General features: G+C 68.2%; 10 protein-coding genes. 6 read left to right on the forward strand and 4 right to left on the reverse strand.

Annotation, left to right across the window (positions count from 1 at the left end):
• Positions 1-15: 15 nt before the first annotated feature.
• Entirely contained in the window at positions 16-1,602 is a 1,587-nt protein-coding gene (locus ASE28_RS12440; protein WP_057266810.1) for an ABC transporter substrate-binding protein, read from the reverse strand.
• Positions 1,603-1,754: 152 nt separating this feature from the next.
• On the reverse strand, positions 1,755-2,225 hold the full coding sequence (locus ASE28_RS12445; RefSeq protein WP_057266811.1) for a BON domain-containing protein: 471 nt from the start codon (positions 2,223-2,225) through the stop codon (positions 1,755-1,757).
• A 115-nt stretch (positions 2,226-2,340) separates the two neighbouring features.
• On the opposite strand from ASE28_RS12445, the gene ASE28_RS12450 reads away from it, so the two are divergent.
• The 5 genes from ASE28_RS12450 to pdeM all read left to right on the forward strand — a co-directional run bounded on the left by ASE28_RS12450 (position 2,341) and on the right by pdeM (position 9,173).
• Entirely contained in the window at positions 2,341-2,844 is a 504-nt protein-coding gene (locus ASE28_RS12450; RefSeq protein WP_057266812.1) for a DUF2199 domain-containing protein, read from the forward strand.
• A 101-nt stretch (positions 2,845-2,945) separates the two neighbouring features.
• Positions 2,946-4,007: a ligase-associated DNA damage response exonuclease gene (locus tag ASE28_RS12455; protein ID WP_057266813.1), complete on the forward strand. Its 1,062-nt coding sequence runs from the start codon at positions 2,946-2,948 to the stop codon at positions 4,005-4,007.
• Positions 4,004-5,716, forward strand: coding sequence for an ATP-dependent DNA ligase (locus tag ASE28_RS12460; RefSeq protein WP_057266814.1), 1,713 nt, complete (start codon positions 4,004-4,006; stop codon positions 5,714-5,716). The genes ASE28_RS12455 and ASE28_RS12460 overlap by 4 nt, the downstream gene beginning before the upstream one ends.
• A complete protein-coding gene (locus ASE28_RS12465) occupies positions 5,713-8,442 on the forward strand; it encodes a ligase-associated DNA damage response DEXH box helicase (RefSeq protein WP_057266815.1) in 2,730 nt (909 codons plus the stop codon). Before ASE28_RS12460 ends, ASE28_RS12465 begins: the two co-directional genes overlap by 4 nt.
• 23 nt (positions 8,443-8,465) lie before the next feature.
• A complete protein-coding gene (gene pdeM, locus ASE28_RS12470; protein ID WP_057266816.1) occupies positions 8,466-9,173 on the forward strand; it encodes a ligase-associated DNA damage response endonuclease PdeM in 708 nt (235 codons plus the stop codon).
• Positions 9,174-9,246: 73 nt separating this feature from the next.
• On the opposite strand, the gene ASE28_RS12475 is transcribed toward pdeM, so the two are convergent.
• Positions 9,247-9,573, reverse strand: a complete 327-nt coding sequence (locus ASE28_RS12475) for a nuclear transport factor 2 family protein (RefSeq protein ID WP_057266817.1) — start codon at positions 9,571-9,573, stop codon at positions 9,247-9,249.
• A 333-nt stretch (positions 9,574-9,906) separates the two neighbouring features.
• Between ASE28_RS12475 and ASE28_RS12480 the strand changes: the two genes are divergently transcribed.
• Positions 9,907-12,141, forward strand: coding sequence for an NADP-dependent isocitrate dehydrogenase (locus ASE28_RS12480; protein WP_057200364.1), 2,235 nt, complete (start codon positions 9,907-9,909; stop codon positions 12,139-12,141).
• Between the two features lie 98 nt (positions 12,142-12,239).
• Here ASE28_RS12480 and ASE28_RS12485 read toward each other — a convergent pair whose 3' ends face one another.
• Entirely contained in the window at positions 12,240-13,631 is a 1,392-nt protein-coding gene (locus ASE28_RS12485; RefSeq protein ID WP_157421956.1) for a hypothetical protein, read from the reverse strand.
• Positions 13,632-13,820: the final 189 nt, after the last annotated feature.

The raw sequence follows: 13,820 nt of genomic DNA on the forward strand, positions 1-13,820 counted from the left end.
ACACCGGCACCGGCATCAGTTCACCTTGATCAGGCGCCAGTCGATGCGGTTGTCAGGCCGCTGCACCAGCTCGACGTTCTTCTTCATCGCCCAGGCCAGCATCTGGTTGTGCAGGGGGATGTTGGCCACTGTGTCGTTCTGCAGCTGCAGGCCTTCGGTCAGCAGGCGGTTGCGCACGGGCTGGTCGATCTCGGTCTTCACGCGGTCCACGACGTAGTCCATGCGCTCGTTGCTGTAGCGGCCCAGGTTGTAGTTGCCGTCGCCGCCCGTGGTCTTGGTACGCGTGAGCGACTGCAGGGTGTACAGCGCGTCGAAGGTCGGCACGCCCCAGCTGAGCAGGGTGATGCTGGCTTCGTGCCGCTGCGCCATGGGGTAGTAGGTGATGGAGGGCATGGTGCGCAGCTTGGCCTTGACGCCCACGCGCGCCCACATCGAGGTGATGGCCTGGCACAGGTTCTCGTCCTGGATGATGGAGTTGTTGCTGCAGGCGAAATCGACCTCGAAGCCGTCCTTGTAGCCGGCGTCGGCCAGCAGCGCCTTGGCGGCATTGGGGTCGTAGGGCAGGCGCTTGTCCACGGCCTCCGTCCAGCCGTTGACCAGGGGCGAGACCATGGCGCCCGTGGGCTTGGACATGCCGCGCATGGTCACACGCTGCAGGGTGGCCACGTCGATGGCCTGGTACAGCGCCTTGCGCACGCGCAGGTCCTTGAGCGGGTTCTTGCCCTTCACGCTGCTGCCCGGCAGCTCGTCGCGGAACTGGTCCAGGGCCAGGTAGACGGTGCGGTTCTCGACCATCTCCATGACCTTGATGCTGGGGTTGGCCCTGAGCCGCTCCAGGTCCTGCAGACTGGTGTCGCGCACCATGTCCACCTCGCCCGAAAGCAGGGCCGCGATGCGTGTGGCCTCGGACTTGATGGGCGTGTAGACGATCTCGGTGACATTGCCCTCGCTCTTGCCGGCATTCCACCACTGCGGGTTGGCGGCGAACACCAGCTTCTGGTCGGGTACCCATTCCTTGAGCACGAAGGGCCCGGTTCCCATGGCGTTGCGGTGCGAGAAGGTCTCGTCCTTGGACTTGATGTCCTTGGGCTCCTCGGCGTTGTTCTTCTCGGACCAGGCCTTGCTCATCACGCGCAGCTCGGTCAGTTGGTTGAGCAGCACCGGGTTGGAGTTCTTCAGGAAGATGTCGATGGTCTCGCCGTCCACCTTGGCGATGCGGTCCATGCCCTGGGTGTAGATGGCGTAGGTGGAGCTCTTGCCCATGGCACGTTGCAGCGAAAACACCACGTCGTCCGCCGTCATGGTGGAGCCGTCGCTGAACTTCACGCCCTGGCGCAGCTTCACGCGCAGCTGCGTGGGGCTGACCTGCTGCCAGGACGTGGCCAAGAGCGGCTCGACCTTGAGCGTGCGGCTGTTGAACATCACCAGCGACTCGTACACCGCGGCATGGATGCCGTTGCCCAGGGCGCTGTTCTGGGAGTGGATGTCCATGGTCTGGATGTCGGTGGACCCTGCCCACTTGAACGGTTTTGCCGAAACGGTGGGGGCGATGGCTGCCAGGGCCAGGGTGGCGGCCGCGAGCAGGGAGTGCTTGAAGTGCATGGGGGTTTCCTTTGCAAAACAGGAATGTTCGTACGAACCGGCAATATGCAGCAGGACGCGCGCGCGCAAAAGCCCCCGTCCGGGCAGTGTGGTTCGCCCGCGCAATTGCGCGTCAGGGCCGATTGCGCAAACGCCGCACCTGCGGTATCTGTCTACTTGGCAAGAGGGTAGCGCGCTGCGCCCCGTTCGGTGCCCACTTGCAGCAGGTTGATCACGCCCATCACGTCGTCCACCAGCTCCACGGCCTTCTCCAGCGCCTGGGCCTGCTCGGCGGACTGCACACAGCCCATCAGCGTGACCAGGCGCCGCTCGCCCAGCACCCATACGCTGGTGTCGCCAAAACGCCCTTCCTCGCGGACGTAGCGCTGCACGCGCGGAATGATCTCGGCGTCGTACAGGTAGGAGTTGGGCAGCCGGCAGCGCCCCACGCGGTGGCAGCTGCCGCCGTGCTGCGAGCGCACATGGGCCAGTTCGCGCACCTCGGCCTCGGTGTAGAGCGGGCCTTCGGGCGCGGGGCATGCAGCGATGGCCGAGGTCACCTGTACGAAGGGATCGTTGAAAGCGTTGGTGCGGGCGACGAGCGCCTGCGGCACCGGGCTTTGCGCAAAAGCGCCCGATACCATGGCAACGGCAAGTGCCAGGGTGCACCGCCGAACTCCATGGAATGTGAAAATGCCTTTCATCGGATGCCCTCCTTTCGGCACAGCCGCTGCTCCACCAACGAATGAACGCGTTCCCATGACCGGATTCCTTTGCGCAACCTGCGGCCAGACCCACGACAGCATACCGATGTGCCTGGGCGCCCCCGCCCCGGAGCTGTGGTTCTCGGTACCCGAAGCAGAGCGTGAAGCACGGGTGGAGCTGTCGTCGGACCAGTGCGTCATCGACGGCCAGCACTTTTTCATTCTCGGCCGGATCCTGCTGCCCGTCGTCGACGGAGACGATTCTTTCGTCTGGCTCGCATGGGTGTCCCTGAGCGAGGCGAATTTCGTGCGCAGCTGCGAGCTGTGGGAGAGCGAAGGGCGTGAGGCCGAGCCAGCGTGTTTCGGCTGGCTGCAAAGTGCCCTGCCTGGCTATGCGCCTGGCACGCTCAGCCTGAAGACGAACGTGCAGACCATGCCCCTGGGACAGCGCCCCCTCATCACGCTGGAACCGACAAACCACCCGCTGGCGGTGGAGCAACGGGAGGGCATCACGATGGCACGGGTGCAGCAGATTGCGGAGGCTGCATTCCATGGCTAGCCGACGGTAGCGCCGGCTGTAGGACACGGCTGCGAGTTGCCGGACGAGCCGTCGCAGGGCTGCGTTCCACGCTTAGGATGGACTGCACTCCTAACTGCCCCATGCCCAGCGACCTCATCGTCCACCGCCCCGAAGGCCTGTACTGCCCGGCCGGCAATTTCTACATCGACCCCTGGCGGCCGGTGGAGCGGGCCGTGATCACGCATGCGCATTCGGACCATGCACGCATGGGCTCGGCGCACTACCTGGCGCACCAGGACAGCGAGGGCACGCTGCGCAACCGGCTGGGGGCCGACATCGATTTGCAGACGCTGGCCTATGGCGACACCATCGACCACCACGGCGTGCGCCTGTCGCTGCACCCGGCGGGGCATGTGCTGGGATCGGCCCAGGTGCGGGTGGAGCATGGCGGCCAGGTGTGGGTGGCCTCGGGCGACTACAAGCTCGAGGACGATGGCACCTGCCCGCCGTTCGAGCCGGTGCGCTGCCATACCTTCATCACCGAATCGACCTTTGGCCTGCCGATCTACCGCTGGCCCTCGCAGCCCGTGCTGTTCGCCGACATCAATGCCTGGTGGGCCGCGAATGCGGCGGCGGGCAAGGCCAGCGTGCTGTATGCCTACGCCTTCGGCAAGGCGCAGCGCCTGCTGCACGGGGTGGACTCGGGCATCGGTCCCATCGTCGTGCATGGTGCGGTGGACCCGCTCAACGCCGTGTACCGCGCGGCGGGCGTGGCGCTACCGCCCACGCTGCGCGTGACGGACCCGGGCGTCACCAAGGCCGAGTTGCGCCGCGCGCTGGTGCTGGCACCGCCCTCGGCGGCGGGCACGCCTTGGCTCAAGCGCTTTGGCGAGCATTCCGACGCTTTTGCCAGCGGCTGGATGCTGGTGCGCGGCGCGCGCCGCCGCCGGGGCGTGGACCGGGGCTTCGTGATGAGCGACCACGCCGACTGGCCCAGCCTGCAAAAGGCCATTGGCGCCACGGGGGCCGAGCGCATCATCGTCACCCACGGCAGCACCGAGGTGATGGTGCGCTGGCTGTGCGAGCAGGGGCTCGATGCCCAGGTGTTCGTGACCGAGTACGGCGCCGACGACACCGAGGACGACGCAGGGGCAGCGCCGCCAGCACAGGCCGATGCGCCGGCACCCGAGGCCGCTGCATGAAGGCCTTTGCCCAGCTGTTCCAGGCGCTCGATGCCACCACCGGGCAGTCGGCCAAGCTGGCAGCGCTGGTAGCCTACCTGCGCGTGGCGCCGCCGGCCGATGCGGCCTGGGCCACCTACTTCCTGGCGGGGGGCAAGCCGCGCCAGATGGTGCCCACCAAGCGCCTGAAGGCCCTGGCGCAGGAAGCGGCCGGGCTGCCCGAATGGCTGTTCGAAGAAAGCTACCAGGCCGTGGGCGACCTGGCCGAGACGCTCGCCCTGCTGCTGCCCCCGCCGCTGCAGCCGGTGGACCTGCCGCTGGCCGAGTGGATGGCCAAGCTGCTGCCGCTGCGCTCCCTGCCGCCCGAGGAGGCCGATGCTCGGCTCCGCACGCAGTGGGACATGCTGGCACCGGAGCAGCGCTTCGTGTACTTCAAGCTCATCACCGGCAACTTCCGCGTGGGGGTGTCGCGCCTGCAGGTCACACAGGCGCTGGCCACCGTGAGCGCGCTGGACCCCAAGCGCATTGCCCACCGGCTCATGGGCTACACGCAGATCGGCCGGCAGCCCAAGGCAGACGACTACAACGCGCTGGTGGCACCCGTGGAGGAGGCCGCAGATGGCAACGCGGGCGCCGCAGTGGATTCAGGCATGGCGGGCCAGCCCTACCCTTTCTTCCTGGCCCACCCGTTCAGCCAGCCCGTGGCCGAGATGCCCACACTGCTGGGCGCGCTCGGCGATTGGCTGGTGGAGTGGAAGTGGGACGGCATCCGCGCGCAGATCGTGCGCCGCGCGGGCGAAGTCTGGGTCTGGTCGCGCGGCGAGGAGCTCGTGACCGACCGTTTCCCTGAACTGGCCGAGGCCGCGATGGCGGCACTGCCCGATGGCACGGTGGTCGATGGCGAGATCCTCGTGTGGCTGCCCGGCGAGCCCCAGCCCCGCCCCTTTGCCGACCTGCAGAAGCGCCTGGGCCGCAAGACCCTGGGCCCCAAGCTGCTGCGCGAGCTGCCCGTGGTACTTGTGACCTATGACCTGCTCGAACATGCGGGCCAGGACCTGCGCCAGCAGCCCCAGCAGGCACGCCGCGCGCTGCTGGAGGCCACACTGCAAGCCGACCTGGCGGCGGCCATCGCACCCGCACCGCAGCACACCCTGCGGCTGAGCGCGCTGCTGCAGGGCAACGACTGGGAGGACCTGGCGCGCCAGCGCGAGGCCGCGCGTGGCATGGGCACCGAGGGCTTCATGCTCAAGCACCGCCAGGCGCACTACGGCGTGGGCCGCACCAAGGACGTGGGCGTGTGGTGGAAGTGGAAGATCGACCCCATGAGCGTGGACGCCGTGCTGATCTACGCCCAGCGCGGCCATGGCCGCCGCGCCAGCCTGTACAGCGACTACACCTTTGCCGTGTGGAACGGGCCGCAGGGCGACCCCGAGCGCCAGCTGGTTCCTTTCGCCAAGGCCTATTCGGGCCTGACGGACGTGGAGATCGGCCAGGTGGACGCCATCATCCGCAAGACCACGCGCGAGAGCTTCGGGCCCGTGCGCAGCGTGGATGCAACCATGGTCTTCGAACTCGGCTTCGAGGGCATCGGCAAGAGCCCGCGGCACAAGAGCGGCATCGCCGTGCGCTTTCCGCGCATGCTGCGCTGGCGCCAGGACAAGACCGTGGCCGAGGCCGATACCTTGCAGACGCTGATGGCGCTTCTGCCAGGGCAGGACGCACCGGCATGAGCACGGGAGCCAAGGCCCCGCCCCGGCGACCGCGCAAGCCGCGGCCCACGGTGGCCGCCAGTGCGGCGGCAGGCTGGATGGCGGCGCGCGGCTGGCAGCCCTTCGGCTTTCAGCAGGAGGTATGGCGTGCCATGGGCGGAGGCCGCTCGGGCCTGCTGCACGCCACCACTGGTGCGGGCAAGACCTATGCCGTGTGGCTGGGCGCGCTGCAGCACCTGGCGCTGGCAGGCGCGCCCGTGGCACCCGTTGCAGAGGCGAGCGCGCGCACGGCCCTGCGCACACGCCGCGCGGCAGCTCCACCGCTCACCGTGCTGTGGATCACCCCCATGCGCGCCCTGGCCGCCGACACGCTGCGCGCGCTGGTAGCGCCCCTGCCCGACCTGGCGCCAGACTGGACCAGTGGCCTGCGCACCGGCGACACCGCTAGCGGCGAGCGCGCCGCTCAGGACCGCCGCCTGCCCACGCTGCTGGTGACCACGCCCGAAAGCGTGTCGCTGCTGCTGGCGCGGGCCGATGCCCATGAGCGCCTGCGCCATGTGCAGCTGGTGGTGGTGGACGAGTGGCATGAGCTGGTGGGCAACAAGCGTGGCGTGCAGGCACAGCTGGCGCTGGCGCGCCTGTCGGGCTGGAACCCCGCCCTGCAGGTCTGGGGCATGTCGGCCACGCTGGGCAACCTGCAGGAGGCGCTGGACACCCTGCTGCCCCGCCCGGTGCAGGGCGCCCCCGCCGCACCGCCCGCCGTGCTGGTGCAGGGCCGCATCGACAAGGCGCTGCGGGTGGACGTGATGCTGCCCGCCAAGGTGGACCGCTTCGCTTGGGCCGGCCACATGGGCCTGGCGCTGCTGCCGCAGGTGGTGGAGTCCATCGAGGCCTGCGCATCGTCACTGGTGTTCACCAACACCCGCTCGCAGGCCGAGCGCTGGTACCAGGCCCTGCTGGAGGCGCGGCCCGACTGGGCGGGCACGCTGGCGCTGCACCATGGGTCGCTGGGCCAGGAGGTGCGCGCCTGGGTGGAGAATGGGCTCAAGGCCGGCCTGCTCAAGGCGGTGGTCTGCACGTCGAGCCTGGACCTGGGCGTGGACTTTCTGCCCGTGGAGCAGGTGCTGCAGATCGGCTCGGCCAAGGGTGTGGGGCGGCTGGTGCAGCGCGCGGGCCGATCCGGCCACGCGCCAGGGCGCACGTCGAGCATCACCCTGGTGCCCACGCACAGCCTGGAGCTGGTGGAGGCGGCCGCCGCGCGCCACGCGCTGGCGCTGGGCCGCATCGAAGACCGGCACACACCGCGCGCGCCACTCGACGTGCTGGTGCAGCACCTGGTCACCGTGGCGCTGGGCGGCGGCTTCGTGCCCGAGGCGCTGCTGGCCGAGGTGCGCCGCGCCCCGGCCTATGCCGCGCTGGCCGACAATGACTGGCAGTGGGCGCTGCAGTTCGTGCGCCAGGGAGGGGCCTCGCTGGCCATCTACCCCGATTTCCAGCGCGCCGCGCCCGATGAGGAAGGCGTGTGGCGCGTGCCCGATGCGCGGCTGGCGCGCCGCCACCGCAGCAACATCGGCACCATCGTCAGCGATGCCAGCATGCAGGTGCAGTTCGTGAGCGGCGGGCGCCTGGGTTCGGTGGAAGAGAGCTTCATCGCCCGGCTGCGCAAGGGCGACGTGTTCATGTTCGCCGGCCGCCTGCTGGAGCTGGTGCGCACGCAGCAGATGACGGCCTACGTGCGCATCGCCCCCAAGGGCAGCGCCGCGCTCCCGCGCTGGAACGGCGGGCGCATGCCACTGTCGAACACGCTGGCCGACGCCATGCTGGAGATGCTGGAGCAGGCCGAGCGTGGTGTCTACGCATCACCCGAGATGCAGTGCGCCCGCCCCCTGCTGGCCGTGCAGGATGCCTGGTCCGCCCTGCCCACGCCCGGCCGCCTGGTGGCCGAAACACTGCACACCCGCGAGGGCTGGCACCTGTACCTGTACCCGCTGGCGGGCCGCCTGGTGCATCTGGGCCTGGCCGGCCTGCTGGCCTGGCGCGCATCGCAGCAGGTGGCCAACACCTTCTCCATCGCCGTCAACGACTACGGGCTGGAGCTGTTGTCGGCCAAGCCCATCGACTGGGCCACGCTGCTGCCCCGCATCCTGGGTGAAGGCACGCCGACCGCCCTGGGCAGCGGGCTCGAAGAGGAGGTGCTGTCCAGCCTGAACGCCACCGAGATGGCGCGCCGGCGTTTTCGAGAGATCGCGCGCATCGCAGGGCTCATCTTCCAGAGCCACCCGGGCGAGCAGCGCAGCAGCCGCCAGTTGCAGGCCTCGTCCTCGCTGTACTACGACGTGTTCGCCCAGTACGACCCCGACAACCTGCTCTTGGCCCAGGCCCGCGCCGAGCTGCTGGCCAACGAGCTGGACATGGAGCGCCTCGCGCGCACCTTGCGCGGCATGCAGGCGCAGACCCTGTCCATCCATGCGCTGGAGCGCCCCACCCCGTTCGCCCTGCCCTTGATGGTGGAGCGCTTTCGCGAGCGCCTGAGCACCGAGACCCTGGCCGACCGCCTGGCGCGCATGGTGCAGGCGCTGGAGAAGGCAGCCGACGACACCACCGGCACCCACCTCGCCGACAATCCCGTGGACCCGGCCGACATGGCCTGGGATGTGCCCGACGGCGCCACCGCGCCACCCCGGCGCGCGCGCCGAGGCGATGCGGGAGACAGCCCCCGCCGACCCCGAAGGCGCCACGGATTCTGAGCACGACGACGACCGAACTTCCCTTGAACGCAGACCCTTCTTTCGCCCATTCACCCACCGCCCCTCCCCCAGGCGCCAAGGCCATCACCCTGCCTGGCGGCACCTCCCTGTGGCTGCTGCCCCAGCGCGCCGTGTGGTGGCCTGCCGCGCGCGCCGCCTTCGTGGCCGACGTGCATTTCGGCAAGGCCGCCACCTTCCGCCGCGCGGGCCAGCCCGTGCCACACGGCACCACGGCCGACAACCTGGCCCGGCTCGACGAAGTGCTGGCCGTGACGGGCGCGGAGCACCTGGTCTTCCTCGGAGACTTTCTGCACGCGCGCAGCGGTGCGGCAGACGCCCTGTGGCAGCAGCTGCAGCCCTGGCGCGAAGGCCAAGCTGCAGTGCGCATGACGCTGGTGCGTGGCAACCACGACGTGCATGCGGGCGACCCGCCAGAAGCCCTGGGTATCACCCTGGTCGATGAGCCCTGGCAACCGATGGAGGGGGTCGAGGTGCTGGCCTGCCACCACCCGCATTCGGTAGCGGGGGCCACGGTGCTGGCGGGGCACCTGCACCCCACGGCGACCCTGTACGGACTGGCGCGTGACAGCGTGCGCCTGCCCTGCTTTGCATGGACGCCGGGGCTGGTCGTGCTGCCGGCGTTCGGAGCGTTCACGGGATCCGCGGTGGACCAATTGCCACCGGGCACGCTGCGTTTCGTGGTGGCAGGGGCGCAGGTCCGGCGCCTGTGAGCGCACGGCGCGCGCTGCGTCAGAACATTCCGTTCCCGTGCGCCGACCGCTCGGGGACCACCTGCAGCACGTCCTAGTGCTCCACGATCTTTCCATCCGCGTCTAGCCGGAAGATGTCGATGCCCGCATAGTCCTTGTCGCCCGGCCAGGTCTGCAGGCAATGCAGCACCACGTGGTCCCCCTCGGCCAGGGCGCGCTTGAACTCCACGTGCTTGCCGGGGAACTCCCGCGCCATGCGCTCGAAGTAGTCGATGAAGGCCTGCTTGCCATCGGCCACATGCGGGTTGTGCTGGATGTAGACGCTGCCTGCGTACCGTTCGATGGCCTGCGCCGGTTGGCACTGGTTGAACATCAGGTCATAGAAGGCCATGACGTTGCGCTTGTTCTGTTCCTCATCCATACGGGCCTCCTGGTGGCTGCGGTCAAGCATAGGGCCACCAGCCGGAGCCCTGAACCGCCGGCCATATTGCCTCGCGGCCTGCCGCTTGGCCCTTCTGCCGATGAGGATTTTGAGCTGATTTGGGGCCGCGCCATCTGGACTCCCCGCCCCTCGCACAAGAGCAAACCGATAAAAAAATCCCCCGACCCAACGGTAAATTTTGCATAGTGGAATTCAATTGCAAAAATGGGGGTCCGGGAAAGCAGCAAAAGACGAGAATGCGAGAGCATTCGCGTTTGGCCCCTGCCATACCCCGGCAAAGGGCATTTACACACCCGTTTCGTGAGACAAGCCATGACGACACAGCAACCGACCATCATCTACACCCTGACCGACGAGGCACCTCGCCTGGCCACGGCTTCCTTCCTGCCCATCATCCGCACGTTCGCCGCACCTGCCGGCATCAACGTGGCGGAGTCGGACATCTCCGTGGCCGCCCGCGTGCTGGGCGAGTTCCCCGAGTTTCTGAAGGAAGAGCAACGCGCTCCGAACACCCTGGCCGAGCTGGGCAAGAAGACGCTGCAGCCCGACGCCAACATCATCAAGCTGCCCAACATCAGCGCCTCGGTGTCGCAGCTCAAGGCGGCCATCGCCGAACTGCAGGGCAAGGGCTACGCACTACCCGACTACCCCGACCAGCCCAAGGACGACAAGGAAAAAGAGATCAAGGCGCGCTACGGCAAGTGCATCGGCTCTGCTGTGAACCCCGTGCTGCGCGAAGGCAACTCCGATCGCCGCGCGCCCGCCGCCGTGAAGAACTACGCGCGCAAGAACCCCCATTCGATGGGTGAATGGAGCCAGGCATCGCGCAGCCACGTCTCGCACATGCACCACGGCGACTTCTACCATGGCGAAAAGTCCATGACGCTGGACCGCGCCCGTGAAGTGAAGATGGAACTGATCACCAAGAGCGGCAAGGCTATTGTCCTCAAGCCCAAGGTCGCGCTGCTCGACCGCGAGGTGATCGACAGCATGTTCATGAGCAAGAAGGCGCTGCTGGAGTTCTACGAGAAGGAAATCGAAGACGCGCGCAAGACCGGCGTGATGTTCTCGCTGCACGTGAAAGCCACGATGATGAAGGTGTCTCACCCCATCGTGTTCGGCCACTGCGTGCGCATCTTCTACAAGGACGCGTTCGCCAAGCACGCCAAGACGTTCGACGAGCTGGGCGTGAACGTGAACAACGGCATGGTCGACCTGTACGCCAAGATCGAGACGCTGCCACAAAGCCAGCGCGACGAGATCAAGCGCGACCTGCACGCCTGCCACGAGAACCGCCCCGAGCTGGCCATGGTCGACTCGGCCAAGGGCATTACCAACTTCCACTCGCCCAACGACATCATCGTGGACGCGTCCATGCCCGCGATGATCCGCAACAGCGGCAAGATGTGGGACGCCAACGGCCGCCTCAAGGACGTGAAGGCCGTGATGCCCGAGTCGACCTTCGCCCGCATCTACCAGGAGATCATCAACTTCTGCAAATGGCACGGCGCGTTCGACCCCAAGACCATGGGCACGGTGCCCAACGTGGGCCTGATGGCCCAGCAGGCCGAAGAGTACGGCTCGCACGACAAGACGTTCGAGATCGCCGAAGACGGCGTGGCCAACATCACCGACCTGGCGACCGGCGAAGTGCTGCTGTCCCAGAACGTGGAAGCCGGCGACATCTGGCGCATGTGCCAGGTCAAGGACGCCGCGATCCGCGACTGGGTCAAGCTGGCCGTCACGCGCGCCCGCAACTCCGGCATGCCCGTGGTGTTCTGGCTCGACTCGTACCGCCCGCACGAGGCGCAGCTGATCACCAAGGTCAAGATGTACCTGCACGAGCACAACACCACCGGCCTCGACATCCAGATCATGAGCCAGGTGCGTGCCATGCGCTACACGCTGGAACGAGTGATCCGCGGCCAGGACACCATCAGCGCCACCGGCAACATCCTGCGCGACTACCTGACCGACCTGTTCCCCATCATGGAACTGGGCACCTCGGCCAAGATGCTGTCCGTCGTGCCCCTGATGGCCGGCGGCGGCATGTACGAAACGGGTGCCGGCGGCTCCGCGCCCAAACACGTGCAGCAGTTGGTGGAAGAAAACCACCTGCGCTGGGATTCGCTGGGCGAGTTCCTGGCGCTGGCCGTGTCGTTCGAGGACATGGGGCTGAAGACCGGCAACGCCAAGGCCAAGGTCCTGGCCAAGACGCTGGACGCCGCCACGGGCAAGCTGCTGGACAACAACAAGAACCCCTCGCCCAAGACCGGCCAGCTGGACAACCGCGGCAGCCAGTTCTACCTGGCCCTGTACTGGGCCCAGGAATTGGCCGCGCAGACGGACGACAAGGAACTGGCAGCGCACTTCGCGCCGCTGGCCCAGGAACTGACCGCCAAGGAAGACACCATCGTGGCCGAGCTGGCCGCCGTGCAGGGCCAGCCCGCCGACATCGGTGGCTATTTCCTGCCCGACGTCGCCAAGCTGGACGCCGTGATGCGCCCCAGCGAGACGCTGAACAAGGCACTCAAGGCCTTTGCCTGATCCTTTCGCTGCGGAGCCCCACACTCCCATAGCCCAGGGCCCCGATCGGGGCCCTTTTTCTTGGCCGATTGCGCCGCGAGCAAGCTGCCGGGTACAAGCTACGGCCGGTCGCGGTCCACCACGCGGCTGTTCAGGGGCTTGGGCACGTAGGCGGGCAGGAAGGCGCAGCCCTTGCCGAACTGCGCTTCATAGGCCGGGCACTGCTGGGCAATGCTGTCGGGCGTGGGCTTCACGCCCTCGTCCACCCAGCGCAGCAGCGCGGTCATCAGCGTGGGGTAGGTCGGGTCGCTCAGGTAGCTGTGGGTGTTGTGCTGGGTGAAGGTCTGCACCAGGCGCGCGCCGCTGCCGGCGCGCTCCATGGTGCCCTTGAAGTAGGCATCGAGTTCGACGAAGGCGGTCGGGTCGTCCACGCCCTTGACGGTGAGCACCGGCACGGCGATGCGGCCCGTGGGGTCGGTGTCCTGCGCGAAGCGCGCCAGGGCCTGCGGATCAGCCTTGTAGCGCAGCACGGCAGCGTTGAGCGCCGCATCGTCGGCGGAGCCCGTGTACCGGGCGCCCGTGTTGCCGAAGGGGCTGGCGTCGCCCGTGCGCAGGTGCACCACGTCACGGTAGTGGAAGGTGCCCCAGTTCAGGTGGCTCTGGATCGAGCTGGCAGGGATGCGGAGCACGTCGACGATGGTCTTGACCTTGCGCTGTTGCTCGGGCGTGCGCTCGGCGGCCGGCTTGTTCAGGCCCAGGCACTCGTTGGCGCGGGCCGTGAGTTCGGCGGCGGTCATCTTGGCGCTGGCCGGCAGGCCGATGTTCAGCGGGTACTGCGGCTCGCTGGGCAGCGGGTGGTTGTTGCACAGGTGCTGGTAGACCACGCGCAGGTCGGTGCGGAAGTCGTACGAGCGGCTGCCGCCTGCCAGCAGGCCGCTGGTGAGCAGCACGGCATCGTAGGGCTTGCCGGCCCCGTTGCCGAACATGTCGGCCCCCATGGCGGCCACGCCGGCGCCCCAGGACTGGCCGTGCAGGATGGTGCGGCGCGGCTGGGCCACCTGGGCCACGAAGATGCGGCGCAGCCGCTCGGTGTCCTCGGCTGCGGCGCGCACGGCCACACCGCCCTGGCGGAAGGTGCTGCCCGCCCAGGCATAGCCGGCGCGGACCATGATGGACCAGCGCTCCAGGTCTTCCACCGCGCGCTCGGCCTTGGGTGCGCCCAGCGTGGGGCCGCCGTGCGAGTGCATCACCAGCACCTGGTTCCACTGGTTCGGCATGGCGATGAGGTAGTAGGCGCCCGCCGAATCCTGGCCCGACAGGCAGCGTGCGATGGCCGCGATGTCCTTGGGGCAGGCGGTGGCGACCGGGGCCGCCTCCTTGCTGGCAGGCAAATCGCCCACGCTGGCGGTCGGCGGCGTCTTCATCGGGGCACAGGCGGCCAGCAGGCCGGCGGCCAGGCCCACCAGGGGCAGGCGCATCGCGCGCACGAGGGGTGCAGGAAGGGAGTGCATGGGCGATTCGTCTCCGGGTATGTTGTGTGGTTCTGCGAAAGCAGCGGGCGGCAAGGGCCTTGGCACATCGTAGAAAGGGCCCTGCGTGCCGTCAAATAGCCTGTGCAGGGCAGCTCCATATGCTGTGCGTATGCAGATGCGCCAGCCGGGAACCTGTTGGCGCTCTGGCTATAGTGCCGGGTGCCCGTG

It is taken from the genome of Acidovorax sp. Root219 (assembly GCF_001428665.1).
GTDB lineage: Bacteria > Pseudomonadota > Gammaproteobacteria > Burkholderiales > Burkholderiaceae_C > Acidovorax.

Bases quoted from the DNA above. Each gene is read 5' to 3' on its own strand.
- ASE28_RS12440 (WP_057266810.1), bottom strand. From the start codon at position 1,602: ATGCACTTCAAGCACTCCCTGCTCGCGGCCGCCACCCTGGCCCTGGCA.
- ASE28_RS12445 (WP_057266811.1), bottom strand. From the start codon at position 2,225: ATGGTATCGGGCGCTTTTGCGCAAAGCCCGGTGCCGCAGGCGCTCGTC.
- ASE28_RS12450 (WP_057266812.1), top strand. From the start codon at position 2,341: ATGACCGGATTCCTTTGCGCAACCTGCGGCCAGACCCACGACAGCATA.
- ASE28_RS12455 (WP_057266813.1), top strand. From the start codon at position 2,946: ATGCCCAGCGACCTCATCGTCCACCGCCCCGAAGGCCTGTACTGCCCG.
- ASE28_RS12460 (WP_057266814.1), top strand. From the start codon at position 4,004: ATGAAGGCCTTTGCCCAGCTGTTCCAGGCGCTCGATGCCACCACCGGG.
- ASE28_RS12465 (WP_057266815.1), top strand. From the start codon at position 5,713: ATGAGCACGGGAGCCAAGGCCCCGCCCCGGCGACCGCGCAAGCCGCGG.
- ASE28_RS12475 (WP_057266817.1), bottom strand. From the start codon at position 9,573: ATGGATGAGGAACAGAACAAGCGCAACGTCATGGCCTTCTATGACCTG.
- ASE28_RS12480 (WP_057200364.1), top strand. From the start codon at position 9,907: ATGACGACACAGCAACCGACCATCATCTACACCCTGACCGACGAGGCA.
- ASE28_RS12485 (WP_157421956.1), bottom strand. From the start codon at position 13,631: ATGCACTCCCTTCCTGCACCCCTCGTGCGCGCGATGCGCCTGCCCCTG.